The sequence below is a fragment of the Streptomyces sp. NBC_00009 genome, assembly GCF_045040855.1.
In the GTDB taxonomy this organism is placed as follows: Bacteria; Actinomycetota; Actinomycetes; order Streptomycetales; family Streptomycetaceae; genus Streptomyces; species Streptomyces aureus.
The window spans coordinates 401,685-418,174 of record NZ_CP108312.1 but is presented as its reverse complement, the minus strand read 5'-3'; the positions used below and the strand labels follow the sequence as shown (position 1 = coordinate 418,174).

Here is a 16,490-nt window from a genome sequence, read left to right as displayed (position 1 = left end):
TGCAGGTGAGTAGTTCTGTGGGTACAGACAGGGATGGTCAGGCGGCCGGACGGACGCGTACCGGCAGGGACTCCCACGCGCGCAAAGTGTTGTTGGCGTGCCGGCGCGGTGCGCCCGTCAGCTCGAACGACTCGACTCGGCGGGCCAGGGCGGTCAGCAACGCCTCCGCCTCCAGGCGGGCTACGTGCTGTCCGATGCACTGGTGGATGCCCATGCCGAAGCCGACCTGACCGGACGGGTCACGTGTGAGGTCGAAGCGGTCGGGCTCGCTCCAGCGGTCCGGGTCGCGGTTGGCGGCGCCGAGGAACATGAGGATCTTCGTGCCCTCCGGGATGGTGGTGCCGGCGATCGTGACATCGGTGGTGGCGGTACGGAAGAACGTCTGCACCGGAGACTGCCACCGCACTGCCTCGTCGAAGGCGACCCGCGCCAACTCCGGACGCTCGCGAAGCCGTTGCCATTCCTGTGGGTGTGTGGCGAACGCGTAGAGGCAGGCGGCCAGGCCGTGCACGGTCGTGTCCACTCCCGCGCTGAGCAGTGACCGCACGACCAACGGAGCCTGCACGTAGGTGAGTTCACCACGGTCGGCGGCTGCCCAGATCTCGGCGCCGAATCCGTCCGCCGTCAGGGCCTCGCGTGCGCACTGGGCATTGACCCATGCTCCCAGCGCGGCAGCGCGGTGCGCGTCGGCGGCAACGAGGTCGTTGCGCGGGCCGAACGCGTTGAAGGCCATGTTGCCGTACGGCAGGAGGTTCTCCCGGCCGTCGGGCCCCAGGCCCACGGCATCTGGGAAGGCCCGCAGCGGGAACGCCTCCGCCAGTGCCGTGAAGGCGTCGAACTCCGGCCCGCCCTCGAGGACTTGGTCCACCAGTTCATCCGCCGTCGCGGCCCAGGTGTCGCGCAGGCGGCGCAGTGCGGGCGGGGCGAGGATCTCGCGCAGGACCCGGCGTGGCGCGTCGTGCAGGGGAGGGTCGGCTTCGAGGAGCAGGCTCGGTACGCGCCAGGGTTCCTCGTGGCGGAAGTTCGCCAGGCCCACGCCCGACCCCGACTCGAAGTGCTGCCAGTCCACCAGCGCGGCGTGCACCTGCTCGTAGCGGGCGAGCGCGTGGACGTCATAGCGGGAGAGACGCACGACGGGGCCGGCCTCGCGCAGCGCCTGATGCAGGGGATCGGGGTTCAGCAGGTGCTCGTGGGCGAACGGGTCGGCGTCGCTGACGGGCGTCGCCACGGCACGTGCGGGTGCCTCGGTCATCGCGGCTCCAAGAGGATGAGTGGGAAGGGGGGTGCGGCTCGGACGGGCCTCGCGGCCCTCACAGATCGAGGACGAGACGATCCCCGCACGACCGCGACACGCACACGAACATGCAGTCGTTCGCGGCCCGTTGGTGATCCGTGAGGATCGAGTCCCGGTGGTCCGGCTGCCCTGCGGCGACCGGTGTCAGACAGGTTCCGCAAGTGCCCTGCTCGCAGGACGACAGGACGTCCACGCAGGCCTCCCGGATCGCCTGCAGCACGGAGACGTCGCGGGGAACGGTGACGGTGCGCCCGCTACGCCGCAGTTCGACCTCGAAGGCCGCGTCCCGCACCGGCGCTGCTTGATCGGCGGCGGTGAAGCGTTCGGTGTGCAGGGCGTACGGAGCCCATGACGCGCAGGCACTTTCCACCGCGGCAAGCAGCGGGGCAGGACCGCAGCAGTACCCCTTTGTGCCCGGGAGCTCAGTGCCGAGCCAGGCTTCGAGGTCCAGAAGTCCGAGCTCGTCCTGCGGAACAATGTGCACCCGCGAGCCGTAAGCCGCCGCGAGCTCATCACGGAAGGCCATCGAGGCGCGGGTTCGCCCGCCGTACAACAACTGCCAATCCAGGCCGAGGAGTTCGGCCTGGCGCACCATCGGCAGCAGGGGAGTGATCCCGATGCCGCCCGCGACGAAGAGGTACCTCTCCGACGGCACCAGGGGGAAGTGATTGCGCGGCCCGCCGACGCCGACCCGGTCACCCGGCCGCAGCCGGTCGTGCACGTACGCGGATCCCCCGCGCCCGTCAGGTTCCCTAAGGACGGCGACCCGGTACGTGTACGCGTCCCACCGGTCACCGCACAACGAGTACTGCCGGGTCGTCCCCTCCGGCAGTACTAGATCGATATGGGAGCCCGGCGTCCAGTCCGGCAGCCGTCCGCCGTCCGGATGCGTGAGGGTGAGGGACACGACGCCCTCGGCCACCCGCTCCTTCGCGGCGACGGTCAACGACACCGCGTTCCTTGTTCCCGGCCGACTCTTGTCGGGGCCGGGAACGGCATTCACAACCACGCTGGTTCCGACCACGTTGTCGCCTTCCGTCGTTGGGTTTCAGGAAGGATGCGTGGGCCGCGGTGGAGGGCGCGACGCCATTCTCAATGAGTGAGAGAAGAATTCTCCGCTCGCTCAAGCGGCGCTCACCCCGATGTCGGTGCCCCCAGGGCACGGGAGATACCGCGTGCGGCGGTGCGGACCACGGGGACGACGGATGTGGCTCCGGTCTCGTTCGGGACGATCACCGACAGTGTGGCCAGCACCTTCCCCCGGCTGTTCCGCACCGGAGCCGCGATGCCCAGGGCGTCCGGGTGTACGTATCCGGGACAGCACGCGTATCCCTGCTGCCGGACGTCCGCGAGCACGGCGCGCAGTTGCGGCGCGGTGGCGGGCGTGGCCTCGGTATAGCGGTGGAGGGGTTCGGCGAGGACCCGATCGCGCAAGTCTGCAGATCCGTGGGCGAGCAGGACCAGACCGCTGGACGAGGCGTGCAACGGCAGACGGCCCGCGATGCGGGTGTAGTTGATGACCGCGCCAGGCGCGCTCAGCCGCTCCACGAACAGCACATCGTCGCCGTCGAGGACGCCCAACTGCACGTGGTGGCCCACCACGTCGTGGACGCCCTCCATGAAGGGCATGGCGGTGTCGCGCAGAGACAGTGCGGGCGAGGCGCGCGTCACCAGCTCCCACATGCGCATGCCGATGCGTACCCGCCGGTCCGCGTCGCGTGCGAGAAAACCGTGCGAGACCAATTCGGCGACCAGCCGCGATGCGGTCGCCATGTGCAGGCCCGTACGCCGGGAGATCTCCGAGACGGTCAGGGCCGGCTCCTCGGGCGTGAACGCCTCGAAGATCCGCACGGCCCGGGCCAGTACCGACTCGCCGTTCTGTGACTTCACGTGGCCATCATCGGATTCCTGCCGGGAGCGTCAAGATCCCGACGCGATTTCGGTTCACGTGGAGGACGCGTCTCGGCGTCACATCGCAGCCCACCCGTCGTCCACGGGGAGCACCGCGCCGTTGACGCGGCCTCGTCCGAGGCGAGGAAGACGATGGGGGCCGCCTGCTGCTCGGCCTCGAGCATGTGCGGAAGCGCGGCCCGGGTTAGTTGGAAGGGAACGGTCAGGTTGATCCGCATGACGAGCACCCACTCGGTGTCGTCGTTTTGGCGGGCCCACGCGATGCGTCGGCCGCTGGGCAGCGTGAACAGGGACGGTGCCAACGTCTCGCGGGTCCTCACCGACCAGAGCACGTACGACCGCACCGTCCTCTACGACACCTTCGACGTGACCAGGCTGGTGCGGTCGGGAGGGTAGTGGCGCCGGGATGTCGGGCGCGGTGTTCACCTGTGCCAGGTGACTTCGGAGTGGCGCAGGCGTATGTACGGGAGGATCGGGATGGGGGTGACGGTTCCCTGCAACACGGAGACGGAGATGTGGGTGCCCGCGCAGGGCAAAGAGGCCGCGCGTCCCAGGGCGTCGCGTACGCACGGGACGATGCCTCGGGGAGCGCGCAGTGCCGCCTGTATCGGGCGACGACGCGTGTCTGCCGCTTCAACGCTGCCTCGGGCTACGGCAGTTGGGCCCGCCCGCAGTCGGTGCGAACGGGCACTCCACGTGGCTCTTACGAGGTCAGGCGGTTGTCGCAGGGCCGGGCGGCAGGTGGACCGTCATGATCAGGTGGCAGGTTTTGGTGCCCGCACCGCGGTAGGTGTGGGTGGCGTCGCCGTCGAAGGTGGCGGTCTGTCCGGCTTCCACGGGGTGCTCGGTGCCGTCGACGGTCAGAATCATCTGCCCTGAGGTGACGCTGACGGTTTCGACGACCCCGGCCTGGTGGGGGTGGCTGGGGTATTCCTCGCCGGGTTCCAGTCGCCAGCGCCAGACCTCGACCGGGGCCGGTCCTGAGGTCGTCAGCATGAGCCGGGCCTCGCTGCCCCGTTCTCCGGCCCACAGCGGCATCACGGCGTCGGCGTCCACGACGCGGACGCGTCCTTCGGCCGGTCCTTCCATCAGGGCGGATACCGAGACGCCGAGTGTGTCGGCCAGCCGGACCAGGGTGGCGAAGTTCGGGTTGCCCTGTGCCTTCTCCAGTCCGACCAGGGCCCCCTTGCTGACCTTGGCGCGCCGGCCGAGTTCGTCCAGGGACAGGCCCGCACGGGTGCGGGCCGCCCTGACGTTGTGGGCGAGTGTCCGCAGGGCTGCCTCTGTCTCGGCCATCCCCTCACCATCCTCACAGTGGTCCACTGGAATGCACCGCACGGTCGTTTGGTTGACCGGATCGGTCGTTTCATCGTACGGTTTAGTCGTTCCACTGAATAGTAAGGGATGTACCCGTGATCGCTCTGCTGCTGGCTCTGGGCAGCTCACTCGCCTACGGATGCGCCGACTTCCTCGGCGGCCTCGGTGCCCGAAAGGCGCACGTTCTGCGCACCGTGATGGTCGCCGCCCCGGCCAGCCTCGCGGTCGAGCTGCTGCTGTGGCCGGTCCTCGGCGCGTCGTTCAGCCCGGCCGCGCTCGGCTGGGGTGCCGCCTCCGGTGTCGCCTCGGCCGCCGCGTTCGCCCTGCTCTACAAGACCCTGGCCATCGGCCCCATGAACGTGCTGTCCCCGGTCACCGCGCTGGTGTCCGCCGCACTGCCCGTCGGCGTGGGCCTGATGCAGGGCGAGCGCCTGGGTATGGCCGGACTTCTGGGCCTGCCGCTCGCGCTGGTGGCGGTGGTGCTGGTCAGCGCCGGGCGTGGCGCGGGCTCCGCGCGACCTTCCCGAACGGCGCTGCTGCTGGCCTTGGGTGCGGGCGCCGCGATCGCCCTCCAGCTGATCTTCCTGCACCAGGCGCCGTCGGACAGCGGGGTGGCCCCGCTGGTCATCGGCAGGGCGGTCTCCTCCGCGGTCACCCTGGCCGCGGCCGGGATCATGCACCGCAGGCTCGGCCCCGAGAAGCCCGCCTACGCCATGTCGGCCGGCGCGGGCGTGCTGGACTCGCTGGCGAACCTGCTGTTCCTCCTCGCCGCCCGCAGCGGAGACCTCACCGTCGTCGCCGTGATCACCGCCCTCTACCCGGCCGGCACCGTCCTGCTCGCCCGCAAGGTGCTCGCCGAACGCATCCACCGCGGTCAGCTCGTCGGCCTGGGCACCGCCGCCGTCGCCGTCAGCCTCCTCGCCCTCACCTGAGCGATCCCACAGTCAAGGAGAGACACATGTTCATCCAGCCCTGGGACGCCGGCCTGGACGACGCCGAATGGCAGACCTGGATCGCCGATGGCCACGAATTCGGACAGCTCAGCGTCAACGGCCTGCCCGGCCAGCCGCCCACCGTCGTCCCCACCCACTTCACTTCCGACGGCAACCAGCTCCTTATCCACCTTGCCCGGCCCAACCCGGTCTGGAAGGCGATCGAGCACGATCCGAACGTCACCTTCACTGTCATCGGCGACTACGCCTTCATTCCCGGCCCCTGGCGCGCCAAGCCCGACACCCCGCCCACCGACGGCGTGCCCACCAGCTACTACGCCGCCGTCCAGTTCACCTGCCACGCCCACATCGTCGACGACCTCGAGGCCAAGGCCGAGCTGCTGCGCCGCCAGCTCGCCCACTTCCAGCCCGACGGCGACCACGGCCCCGTCGCCGTCGACCAGCCGCCTTACGGCCGGATGCTGCCCGGCATCCGCGGCCTGCGCATGGAAGTCACCGACGTGCGGGCCAAGTTCAAGTACGACGACCACAAGCCCGTCGAGCACCGCACCGCCGTCGCCGACCGCCTTACCGGACGTGGCCAGGGCCTGGATGCGCCCACCGCGCGCCAGCAGCTCCGACGCCTGGACCGCATCGGCCCCTGGAAGCCCTGACCACCACCCCACGCCATAGGAAACGGAACCCCGCCCATGACCGCCTTCGGCATCAGCCCCGCCGTCGCAGACGCCTTCCCCGACACCCTCATCGCCCTGGTCACCGCCACCGGCGTGCACGGCCACGAACCCTGGCCCCACACGGCCGCCGCTCTGGAGAACCTGGAGCAGCAGCTCGCCGACGGCTCCTGGCAGCCCACCGACGAGACTGACCCGCGCATCGAGGCGTGGCACGCCGCCTACCGCTCCTTCGGCACCAATCCCCGCCGCATCCGCCCCAGCGTCGACGCGCTCGGCCGCCGCTTCGTCAAGAAGGGCACCCTGCCGCGCATCAATCCGGCCGTCGACTCCTACAACGCCGTCTCCGTCCGCCACGGCCTGCCCGCCGGCGCCTTCGACCTGGACCATGTCACCGGCGACGTCGACATTCGCCATGCAGACGGCAGCGAGGAGTTCACCCCGCTCGGCGAACCCGACACCATCGAGAACCCCAAGCCCGGCGAGATCATCTACACCGACACCACCGGCGTCCTGACCCGCCACTGGAACCACCGCGACGCTCACCGCACCCGCGTCACCGAGGACTCCACCCACGTCGCCTTCGTCCTCGAAACCCTCCGGGCCGACCGCGACGGCCACCTCCTCAAGACCGCCGCGCACGAGCTGCAGGGCCTGCTCCTTCCGCACGCCGAGCAAACCCGGGTGTACTACCTCAGCCCGGATCAGCCCCAGGCAGGAGCCTGAGTCCCGACGGCCAGCTCCAGCACGGTCGCCGGCGTCCCGGTCGGCATGGAGGCCCGGGGCGAAACCATCTCCGGGCCTCGGGGGAGCCACCCGTCTGCGCTGCCGAGGCACCTTCCTCGCGGCGCCGGTCTTCCTCGTCCCATTTCCTCGGCAACCCGCTTGATCGACTCGTTTCCGGCGTCGACGTCATAGGTGCCAAGAACCACGTACGGGCTGGTCACGCCGTATGTTGGTACTCGTGCTGGATGCCGCCCAGGCGGTCGTGTCGATGCCCAGTCACCGTTTGAAGACGGCGACGCTGCGGGCGGGAACCGTGAAGGTCCCCGAACCGGCCTTGTAGGAGGAGGCCGACTTCACCGCCGTCGGCCTGTACCGGGTGCAGGCAGTACGCCGTCCCCGTGGCGTCCTTGAGGACCTGGGACCGGACCGGGTGACACGGGCCGAATGGGCCCGCACCATCGCGGACGCACTCAGTGCCCCACCCCAACTGGTGATCCCCGTGCCCAAGGACGGGACCCGCTATGCCTCCCGGCCGGAGAACGCCTGCCTCTCCAGCGACCTCCTGCCGTTCATGCCGTGCATGCGCGGCATCCGGATCCAAGGCGTCCAAGACGGCGCGCGTTCTTTGGCTGCCGCCTTCCGGGCGGCGTCATAGCCGACGCTCGCACCCGGACCGCAAGGCCGCGCTTCGGTCCCGCCCGGCCTGCTCGGCATGGTTCGGCAGGCGGAGCAGGCCAGGCCGGACGCTGCCCATGGACGGCCGAGCAGAACAGGACGGCCGCCCGCCCTGGACGGACTCCTCGGCCGGCCGGGCCGGACACGGGGTCACCCCGGTTCGCCTTGGGCACGCCAAGGTCCGGATGCTGCCAGGCCCGACCATCCCGAATCCGCCGTGCTGTTGTCGACGTGCGCCAGGGAGCGCGTGACACCCACCAGCCAGAAAGAATTGCTGAAAGTTTCTGCAAGTGATTGCCGGAGTGGGAAGCGACTGTTTGACTCGCCTGGCGACAGGCAACAACGGCCCGGGCGCTGGGCAGCTCTCAGCGATCAGGCAGAAGCCGCCCTGGATCAGGCACCACCATCCGCACCGCGAACTGCGGGGCGGACCACTGCGCGCCCCCGTTCCGTGACCGGCCTGGCAACCCCTTTCAGCCCGAGAGGAACACCATGAGCATCGAGATCGACGTCCTCGTCCTGGGGGGCGCCGGCGTGGACACGATCGTGCACGTCCCCGAACTGCCCCTATCGTTCGCCGACAGCTACATGATCCAGCCAGGTATCCGGACACGCGCGGGACAGAGCGGCGACTTCGTCGCCCTGGGGGTGAGCAGCCTGGGACTGCGTACGCACCACCTCGACCTGATCGGCGACGACCACGAGGGCGAACTCGTCCGCGCTTTCCACCGGGACCAGGGCATCGCGTTCACCACGAGCCTCCAGCCCGAGGGCACTAAACGAGCGGTCAACCTCGTCGGCCCCGACGGGCGAAGGCTGTCCCTGTACGACGACACCCGCTCGCAGGAGACAGACCGGCTCCCCGAAGCGACGGTCCGGGAACTGGCCGCCGCGAGTCGTCACGCGCACGTCGTCATCACCCACCCGTGCGCGTTCACACTGCCCACGCTGCGCGAAGCCGGCGTGACCATCTCCACCGACCTGCACAACTGGGACGGTATGAACCCCTATCACGAGGTATTCGCCTACGAGGCCGACCTCGTCTTCCTGTCCACCACCGCCCTGGCCGACCCCGAGCGGACCATGCGCCGGATCGTCGAGCGAGGCCGTGCCCGGGCGGTCATCGCCACGGACGGGGCGGACGGGGCGTATCTCCTGGTCGATGGCGAGCTGTCACACATCCCCGCCGTCACACCCCCGGCACCGGTCGTGGACTCCAACGGCGCAGGCGACGCATTCGCGTCCGCCTTCCTCTACGGCTGGCTGAACGGCGAGCCTGCTGAGCGCTGCGGCCTGTACGGCGCGGTGGCCGGAGCCCATGCCTGCACCGTGCCGTCGATGCGTACCGACAGCATCACACGCGACGAACTCCACTCCCGCCTCGCGGAGTTGCCATGTGATGCGGCGCCCGCCGAGCACCGCGCCGAAGAAGCGGGACGGCACGGATGAGCGCCGCCACGCGAACATCCGGTTACGACGTCGTCGTCCTGGGCGGAGGAGTCGCCGGCTGCGTGTTGGCCGCACGCTGGTCATACCGGCCAGCCTCGCGAGCACATGGCATTACGGTCAGTTAGCCCTCCACGGAAATTGAGCCAGAACCGGTTCTCGCGAACAAAGCCAGAGGATGGACTGGTTCCTGCTGCTCCCGTGATTCCTACGGTGCCACCGCCGTCCCCAAGGAGGTGCCCAGGGGACGGCCCACTCGGCACCCACCCCGCGTGTTCGCCTGACCCCGAAGGCCGCACCCACGAAAACACGAGCCTGGATACGTCAGCTCACGCCGGGGCAGGGCTGCGGTGGCGGGCGTCCAGCGTGCCCGGCCGCCTCCGCGAGCAGGGACGCGGGGAGCGACGCCTGGCGGCCCGGGGCGGCGGGCTGCCGCGCCCGGTCGCCGACACACGACCTGAACCGCTGGCCGCCACGCGGCTCTCCTTCATCCCCGGGATTCCCGCCCTGACCCGCGCCGACCTGTACGAGCTGAAGGACGCCCTGCTATTGGGTCTGCTCGCCGAGGGCCTGCTCAACAGCTGCTCGCGCGGGATGTGAGCCGGTTTTCAGGCCCGATGTTTTCCTTTCGCACTTCTTGACAGCGCCCTCTCGCTACCCGCAGGATCACTCCCCGAACCTGTCAGACAGCCAGACAGGTGGACCGACACTGCGGCGCGTCAGCGCCATGGAAGCGGTGCTGACCCACCTCCGCGGCGCCATCGAGCGCGGCGAATACGCCATCGGCGACAAGCTCCCTTCCGAGGCGGAGCTGTGCCGCACCCTGGAGATCAGCCGGCCTGTGCTGCGGGAGGCCCTCCGAGCCCTGCAGACCATGGGCCTGACTGTCTCCAAGACCGGTAAGGGCACCTTCGTCGTCGCCAACACCGTCGAGGACCCCACGTTCGGCGACTACGCGGCCAGCGACCTGCTCGAAGTGCGCCGCCACATCGAGATCCCCGTCGCCGGGTACGCGGCGACACGCCGTACCCCGGAGAACCTCAACCACCTCGCCCACCTCCTGGACCGGATGGAGCGGGAGACCGACACCACCACGTGGGTCGCCATGGACACGATCTTCCACATCGCGGTCGCCGAGGCGTCCCAGAACCCGGTCTTCCGCCGGGTCATCGAGGAGATCCGGGACGCACTTGCCCGCCAGTCGGCCTTCCTGAACGAACTCGGCGGTAGGCGCGAGCAGTCCAACCGCGAGCACCGGGCGATCGTCGAGGCGCTGATCGACGGCAGCGAACACGACGCGGTCGAGGCGATGTCCCATCACCTCGACCGCGTGGAGACCACCCTCACCGACATCGTGCGCTCCGCGAGCGCACGGACACCCCCACGGAAGGCGGACTCGAGGCGTGAGCGAGCAGTCCCTCCAGCAGGAGGCCATACCCACCGCGAAATCGGCCGCGCACGTCGACGCCGGAGACGCCGGCTACAGCAAGTCGCTGAAGTCCCGGCACGTCAACATGATCGAAGCCTGATCGCCTCGGACTGGAGTCCGGTCTCGGTCAGCCTCACCCACAGCGCCCCCGCGGACCCGACAACCCATCACCGCGTCCTTGGCACCACCATCGCCTACGACCAGGACTACGCGGGCATCGTCCTGTACGCCGCCGATCTCAACGCGAGCAACACCCTGGCCGACCCCCTGCTTCGGACCTATGCACGCCAGTTCCTCCAGAGCCTCCCCGCGCACCGGGAAAGCCCGCTACCGCAGCATGTCCGCGGGATCATCGAAGTGCTCCTGCCCACCGGACGCTGCACGATCCAGCAGGTCGCACGCACCCTCGACGTCGATGTCCGCACCGTTCAACGTCATCTCGCCCGAACCGGCGACACATATTCCCCGCTCCTCGAGGCGGTACGAGCCGACCTCGCACAGCGCTATGTCACAAGGCTGGACCGCCCCCTCACCGAGGTCGCCGAACTCCTCGGATTCTCGGCCCTCGGCACCTTCTCCCGCTGGTTCCACACACGGTTCGGAAGCAGCCCCACCGCCTGGCGTGCCGCGGTGCGGACCGATTCCGTCGGGTCCATTACGGCGCACTACTGAGCTTTTCGATGGGTTGTCGGGTGGGTTGGTCAGGTTGGTGTGAGGCTGAGTGTGGTGCCTTGGAGGCATCCGTCGATGAGGTGGGGGTGGTGCTGGATTCTGCGTAGGCCACGCCTGATGGCCTGCTCCAGTTGGTCGCGGTCCCCGAAGAACACGTTGGCGGTGGCACTGCGCCGCAGCAGCGACCAGATTCCCTCGACCGGATTCAACTGGGGTGAATAGCTGGGCAGTTGAATGATGGTGAGCCAGTCGTGGGCGGCGGCGTACTGACGGATCGGGGCAGATCGGTGGACGTTGAGATTGTCCCAGATCAAGACGATCGGGCCGCCGAGCTGGATGTGTGCCCGTACCAGCAGGTCGCGGTAGTCCTTCCAGGTGAAGGCCCGGCGGGCACCCTTGAGGCGGCTCTGGATGCGGGGCCGGTAGATCAGTCTGCTGGTGTGGCCGGGCTTGTAGCAGGCCAGTGCCGCCAGAGAGAGCCGGCCGCGGGAGGCACCACGGACCCGCACGGTCGGCGTGGATGCGCGAGGAGCCCAGGTGCGGGCCCGGTGCGGCGTCATCGAGACAGCGGCCTCGTCCTCGAAGACGATCCATGCCCCGAGCGCCGCCGCGGTGGCTTTGCCGCGGGCCAGGTCTCCTTCACCCATCCGGCCACCGCCGCCCGGTCCTGCTCGGCCGCCCGCCGGGCCGGCTGCTGGCAGGACCAGCCGTGCCGCCGCAGCAGTTCCCACACCGCTCGCACCGACAGCCACAGGCCGAGTTCCTGCTCGATCAGCATCGCCACCCTGGCCAGGGTCCATCTCTCGTCCGGCCATCCGTGGGCCACCGTCCCCTTCAGCAACTCGGCTTCCAGAAGGGAGAATTGTTCCGCAGAGACCTTCGGCCGCTTGGCCGGACCGGAGGAACACAGGGCCACAGTGCCCTGTTCGCGCCAGGCCCGCTTCCAGCGTTCCACCGAACGGACGCCGACCCGGAGCTCTTTCGCGATCACCCTGTTCTTCTCACCCCTGTCGAACCCCTGGGCCGCGAGCATCCGGATCCGCTCTCGCGCAGCCTGGTCCCTGGGACCGAGCCCACCACCTTGCGCGTATCGCATATCTACGGCATACCGCGGGGATCAACCCCCGTCACCACCCACGACAACCCATCGAAAAGCTCAGTAGCTAGTCGTACCTCTTCGCGGAGACCCACCTGTCGCACCCGTGATCAAAGTCCGATTGTGTCTGCGACATGCCCGAACCTGTTTACTTTCTGGAAATCTAGCCGTAGCCTCAGATCGAAACCACAGACTCGGGCACAGCCGGGCGAGACGTCGGAGGCAGACGGACATGTACGCACCGGAGCGGCAGCAGGAGATCCTCCGCCTTGCGCGTGACGGCGGACGCGTGGACGTGCTGTCACTCGCCGAGGAGTTCCAGGTCACCGCGGAGACCATCCGCCGTGACCTGAAGACCCTGGACCGGGCCGGTCTCGTACGGCGTGTGCACGGCGGTGCCATACCGGCCGGGCGGCTCGACTTCGAGCCCGACGTCGCCGAGCGCGAGGGCACCGCGGCCGACGAGAAGGACCGCATCGCCCGCCTCGCGCTCGCCGAACTTCCCGAGGACGGCACCGTGATCCTCGACGCGGGCACCACCGTCGCCCGCCTCGCCGCGGCTCTGCCCCTGGAGTCGACGCTCACCGTCGTCACCCACGGCCTGCCCGTCGCGGCCCGCCTCGCCGACCACCCCGGCATCCAGCTGCACCTCGTCGGAGGCCGCGTCCGCCACCGCACCCGCGCCGCCGTCGACGCCTGGGCCCTGCGGGCGTACGGGGAGATCCGCGCCGATGTCCTCTTCCTCGCGGCCAACGGGTTCTCCGCCGAACACGGCCTGACCACCCCCGACCTCGCCGAGGCCGCCGTGAAGCGCGCGGCCGTCTCCGCCGCCCGCCGGGTCGTGCTGCTCGCCGACTCCGCCAAGTACGGGCAGGAGCACTTCGCCCGCTTCGGCGACCTGGGCGACGTGGACGTGCTGATCACCGACAGCGGCCTCAGTGACGCGGACGCCGCCGCCATCGAGAAGGGCGGCACGGAGGTGGTCCGCGCATGAGCCCGCCGACTCCGAAACCGGCTCCAGACACCGGGGGCTCGGCCCCGACACCGACACCGACACCGACATCGGCCCCGACACCGGCATCGGCTCCGGCACCCCCACGCAAGCCCCCACGCAAGCCATCACGGAAGACACACGCGGCATGATCCTCACCGTCACCCCCAACCCGTCCCTGGACCGCACCTACGAGGTCCCCGCACTCGACCGGGGCGAGGTCCTGCGCGCCACCGGCGAGCGCATGGACCCGGGCGGCAAGGGCGTCAACGTCTCGCGGGCCGTCGCCGCCGCCGGCGCCCCCACACTCGCCGTGCTCCCGCTGGGCGGCGCGCCTGGTGCCCTGGTCGCCGAACTCCTCGACGCCCAGGGGATCAGCGTCGCCCCCGTACCCGTAGCCGGACAGACCCGGTCCAACATCGCGCTCGCCGAGCCGGACGGAACCCTGACGAAGATCAACGCGCCGGGCCCCGAACTCACCCCGCAAGAAGCCGAGTCACTGCTCACCGTCGTCGGCGAGCGCTCCGCGGGCGCCGACTGGATCGCCTGCTGCGGCAGCCTCCCGCGCGGCCTCACCCCGCCCTGGTACGCCGAGCTGGTCGCCCGCGCCCACGCGGCCGGCGCCCGTATCGCCCTCGACACCTCGGGCCCGGCCCTCCTCGCGGCCCTGCGCGAACGGCCCGACGTCGTCAAGCCGAACGCGGAGGAGCTCGCCGAGGCGGTCGGCCGTCCGCTCGCCACCGTCGGCGACGCCCTCAAGGCGGCCGAGGAGCTGCGGGACCTCGGAGCGCGCGCCGTACTCGCCTCCCTCGGCTCGGACGGGCAGCTGCTCGTGGACGGCTCGGGCGCCTGGTTCGCCACCGCCCCGGTCGACACCGTCCGCAGCAACGTCGGCGCGGGCGACTCCTCCCTGGCCGGCTTCCTCATCGCGGGCGGCACCGGCCCGCGGGCGCTGGCCTCGGCCGTCGCCCACGGCGCCGCGGCGGTCCAGCTCCCGGGCAGCGCGATGCCGACCCCGGCCGACCTGGACCCGGACGCGGTGACCCTCACGTCGGACGTCCCGCTGGACCGCGCACTGAAGGAGCCCGCGCCATGACGGCCTGCGCCCCGCCCCTGAATACGCCCCATCCGGTCGCTTCCGGCCTGATCACTCCCCACGCTCCCTTCCGGAGCCGCCGTTCCCGCGGCGAAACCCCCGTTCCCACCCCCGCCGCCAAGGCGATACGCGTACGAAGGAGCCCGCGATGAGCGAGATGATCACCGCGGACCTGGTCGATCTCGACCTGTCCGCCGACACCAAAGAGGCGGCGGCCCGCGCCCTCGCCGAACGGATGGTCGCCCGGGGCCGGGTGACCGACCTGGACGGCTTCCTGTCCGACGTCGCGGCCCGCGAGGCGCAGATGCCGACCGGCCTCGACGGCGGCATCGGCATCCCGCACTGCCGTAGCGAGCACGTCACCGAGCCGACCCTCGCCTTCGGCCGCAGCGCCGACGGGATCGACTTCGGGGCGCCGGACGGCCCGGCCGACCTGATCTTCCTCATCGCCGCGCCCGCTGGGGCGGACGACGCCCACCTCACCATCCTGTCGTCGCTGGCACGGCAGTTGATGGACGAGGACTTCAAGGCGGCGCTGCGCACGGCGACCGACGCGGGGGCCACGGCGGCGCTGATCCGCGGGGACGAACCCGAGCCCGCTCCCGAGCCGGAGTCCACTCCCGAGCCCACTACCGAGCCGGAGTCCACTCCCGAGCTCACTACCGAGCCGGAGTCCACTCCCGAGCCCGAGACCGCTCCCGCGGCCCCCGCCGCGAAGTTCAAGATCGTGGCAGTCACCTCCTGCCCCACGGGCATCGCCCACACCTACATGGCGGCCGAGTCCCTGGAGAAGGCGGGCCGGGACGCGGGGGGCGTGGAGGTGGTGGTCGAGACGCAGGGCTCGGCCGGGTTCACCCGTCTCGCCCCCGACGTGATCGCCGCCGCGGATGGCGTGATCTTCGCGCATGACGTGCCCGTACGGGAGAAGGACCGCTTCGCCGGGAAGCCCACCGTCGACGTCGGCGTGAAGGCCGGCATCAACCGGCCCGCCGCACTCATCGGCGAGGTACGCGAGAAGGCCGCGCGCGGCGAGACGACCTCGGGCGCCCCGTCCGCGACCCCCGTGGACCGGGCCGGTGACGCCGGCGACGGCTACGGCACCAAGCTGCGCAAGTGGCTGATGAGCGGCGTCAGTTACATGGTCCCCTTCGTCGCGGCAGGCGGTCTCCTCATCGCCCTCGGCTTCGCGATCGGCGGCTACACCATCAACAAGGCGCCGTCCGTTGCCGAGCACTTCGTGTGGACCCAGACCGACAGCTGGGCCGCGCTGCTCTTCCAGGTCGGCTCCGTCGCCTTCGCGTTCCTCGTCCCGGTCCTCGCGGGCTTCATCGCGTACGGGATGGCCGACCGGCCGGGGCTCGTGCCCGGGTTCGTCGGCGGTTCGATCGCGCTCACCATCAACGCCGGCTTCCTCGGCGGCCTCGCCGCCGGTCTCATCGCGGGCGGCGTCGTGATGGCGATCCAGAAGGTGAACGTGCCTCCCGTGCTGCGCGGGATCATGCCGGTGGTCGTCATCCCGCTGATCTCCTCCGCGGTGGTCGGCTTCCTGATGTTCCTCGTCATCGGCAAGCCCATCGCCTCCCTCCAGCGCGCCCTGACGGACTGGCTGAACTCCCTGTCCGGCGCCAACGCGATCATCCTCGGCGTCATCCTCGGCCTGATGATGTGCTTCGACCTGGGTGGCCCGCTGAACAAGGTCGCGTACGCCTTCGCGGTCGGCGGCCTCGCGAACCCCACCGAGGGCTCGCTCAAGGTCATGGCCGCGGTGATGGCCGCCGGCATGGTCCCGCCGCTGGCCATGGCCCTCGCGACGACCGTGCGCGGCCGGCTCTTCACCAGGACCGAGCGCGAGAACGGCAAGGCGGCCTGGGTGCTCGGCGCCTCGTTCATCACGGAGGGTGCGATCCCGTTCGCCGCGGCGGACCCGCTGCGCGTCATCCCCGCCTCGATGGCGGGTGGCGCGGTCACCGGCGCCCTGTCGATGGCCTTCGGCTGCACCCTGCGCGCCCCGCACGGCGGCATCTTCGTGGTCCCGCTGATCGGCAACCCGTTCCTCTACCTCATCGCGATCGCCGCCGGTGTCTGTGTGTCGACGGCCTTGGTCGTGATCCTGAAGGGTATGCGGAAGTCCGCGCCCGAGGGCGGGGCGGACGGGGCGGGCGACGCGACGGCGCAAAAGGGAGAGGAGCCGAAGATACCGGTGGCCGCCTGAC

Annotated in this window: 16 protein-coding genes and 2 pseudogenes; 12 read left to right on the top strand and 6 right to left on the bottom strand. The window is 70.3% G+C overall.

Annotated features, from left to right (window positions below; translation table 11 throughout):
- Positions 1 to 37: 37 nt before the first annotated feature.
- The 3 genes from OHA58_RS01960 to OHA58_RS01950 form a co-directional block, all read right to left on the bottom strand.
- On the bottom strand, positions 38 to 1,252 hold the full coding sequence (locus OHA58_RS01960; protein WP_405475663.1) for a cytochrome P450: 1,215 nt from the start codon (positions 1,250 to 1,252) through the stop codon (positions 38 to 40).
- 58 nt (positions 1,253 to 1,310) lie between these two features.
- Positions 1,311 to 2,246 carry a PDR/VanB family oxidoreductase gene (locus OHA58_RS01955; RefSeq protein WP_405475660.1) on the bottom strand — a complete coding sequence of 312 codons (936 nt, stop codon included), beginning with the start codon at positions 2,244 to 2,246 and terminating at the stop codon, positions 1,311 to 1,313.
- Positions 2,247 to 2,428: 182 nt separating this feature from the next.
- Positions 2,429 to 3,184 carry an IclR family transcriptional regulator gene (locus OHA58_RS01950; protein WP_405475658.1) on the bottom strand — a complete coding sequence of 252 codons (756 nt, stop codon included), beginning with the start codon at positions 3,182 to 3,184 and terminating at the stop codon, positions 2,429 to 2,431.
- A gap of 237 nt (positions 3,185 to 3,421) precedes the next feature.
- On the opposite strand from OHA58_RS01950, the gene OHA58_RS01945 reads away from it, so the two are divergent.
- Positions 3,422 to 3,601, top strand: a complete 180-nt coding sequence (locus OHA58_RS01945) for a hypothetical protein (RefSeq protein WP_405475655.1) — start codon at positions 3,422 to 3,424, stop codon at positions 3,599 to 3,601.
- A gap of 315 nt (positions 3,602 to 3,916) precedes the next feature.
- Here OHA58_RS01945 and OHA58_RS01940 read toward each other — a convergent pair whose 3' ends face one another.
- On the bottom strand, positions 3,917 to 4,501 hold the full coding sequence (locus OHA58_RS01940; RefSeq protein WP_405475653.1) for a helix-turn-helix domain-containing protein: 585 nt from the start codon (positions 4,499 to 4,501) through the stop codon (positions 3,917 to 3,919).
- Positions 4,502 to 4,617: 116 nt separating this feature from the next.
- Between OHA58_RS01940 and OHA58_RS01935 the strand changes: the two genes are divergently transcribed.
- The 8 genes and pseudogenes from OHA58_RS01935 (at position 4,618) to OHA58_RS01900 (ending at position 11,094) form a co-directional block, all read left to right on the top strand.
- A complete protein-coding gene (locus tag OHA58_RS01935) occupies positions 4,618 to 5,454 on the top strand; it encodes an EamA family transporter (RefSeq protein WP_405475650.1) in 837 nt (278 codons plus the stop codon).
- Positions 5,455 to 5,480: 26 nt separating this feature from the next.
- Entirely contained in the window at positions 5,481 to 6,128 is a 648-nt protein-coding gene (locus tag OHA58_RS01930; RefSeq protein ID WP_405475647.1) for an FMN-binding negative transcriptional regulator, read from the top strand.
- A gap of 36 nt (positions 6,129 to 6,164) precedes the next feature.
- The gene (locus OHA58_RS01925) at positions 6,165 to 6,872 is read left to right on the top strand and encodes a B3/4 domain-containing protein (protein ID WP_405475644.1); all 708 of its coding nucleotides are present in this window, start codon (positions 6,165 to 6,167) and stop codon (positions 6,870 to 6,872) included.
- A gap of 430 nt (positions 6,873 to 7,302) precedes the next feature.
- On the top strand, positions 7,303 to 7,527 hold the full coding sequence (locus tag OHA58_RS01920; protein ID WP_405475641.1) for a hypothetical protein: 225 nt from the start codon (positions 7,303 to 7,305) through the stop codon (positions 7,525 to 7,527).
- Between the two features lie 512 nt (positions 7,528 to 8,039).
- Positions 8,040 to 8,996, top strand: coding sequence for an adenosine kinase (locus tag OHA58_RS01915; protein WP_405475638.1), 957 nt, complete (start codon positions 8,040 to 8,042; stop codon positions 8,994 to 8,996).
- A 462-nt stretch (positions 8,997 to 9,458) separates the two neighbouring features.
- Positions 9,459 to 9,551, top strand: a pseudogene (locus OHA58_RS01910) (undecaprenyl-diphosphatase); the annotation flags it as partial.
- Positions 9,552 to 9,720: 169 nt separating this feature from the next.
- Positions 9,721 to 10,400: pseudogene (locus OHA58_RS01905) on the top strand (FadR/GntR family transcriptional regulator).
- Between the two features lie 118 nt (positions 10,401 to 10,518).
- The gene (locus OHA58_RS01900) at positions 10,519 to 11,094 is read left to right on the top strand and encodes a helix-turn-helix domain-containing protein (protein ID WP_405484696.1); all 576 of its coding nucleotides are present in this window, start codon (positions 10,519 to 10,521) and stop codon (positions 11,092 to 11,094) included.
- Positions 11,095 to 11,123: 29 nt separating this feature from the next.
- Here OHA58_RS01900 and OHA58_RS01895 read toward each other — a convergent pair whose 3' ends face one another.
- Together OHA58_RS01895 and OHA58_RS01890 are read right to left on the bottom strand one after the other, a co-directional pair.
- On the bottom strand, positions 11,124 to 11,654 hold the full coding sequence (locus tag OHA58_RS01895) for a transposase (protein ID WP_405484694.1): 531 nt from the start codon (positions 11,652 to 11,654) through the stop codon (positions 11,124 to 11,126).
- Positions 11,651 to 12,190 (bottom strand): winged helix-turn-helix domain-containing protein, encoded by a 540-nt coding sequence (locus OHA58_RS01890; protein WP_405475635.1) that lies wholly within the window; start codon positions 12,188 to 12,190, stop codon positions 11,651 to 11,653. Before OHA58_RS01890 ends, OHA58_RS01895 begins: the two co-directional genes overlap by 4 nt.
- A 232-nt stretch (positions 12,191 to 12,422) precedes the next feature.
- Between OHA58_RS01890 and OHA58_RS01885 the strand changes: the two genes are divergently transcribed.
- The 3 genes from OHA58_RS01885 to OHA58_RS01875 all read left to right on the top strand — a co-directional run bounded on the left by OHA58_RS01885 (position 12,423) and on the right by OHA58_RS01875 (position 16,489).
- A complete protein-coding gene (locus OHA58_RS01885) occupies positions 12,423 to 13,184 on the top strand; it encodes a DeoR/GlpR family DNA-binding transcription regulator (protein ID WP_399974080.1) in 762 nt (253 codons plus the stop codon).
- Between the two features lie 145 nt (positions 13,185 to 13,329).
- On the top strand, positions 13,330 to 14,277 hold the full coding sequence (gene pfkB / locus OHA58_RS01880) for a 1-phosphofructokinase (RefSeq protein WP_405475631.1): 948 nt from the start codon (positions 13,330 to 13,332) through the stop codon (positions 14,275 to 14,277).
- Between the two features lie 148 nt (positions 14,278 to 14,425).
- Positions 14,426 to 16,489 carry a fructose-specific PTS transporter subunit EIIC gene (locus OHA58_RS01875; RefSeq protein ID WP_405475628.1) on the top strand — a complete coding sequence of 688 codons (2,064 nt, stop codon included), beginning with the start codon at positions 14,426 to 14,428 and terminating at the stop codon, positions 16,487 to 16,489.
- Position 16,490: the final 1 nt, after the last annotated feature.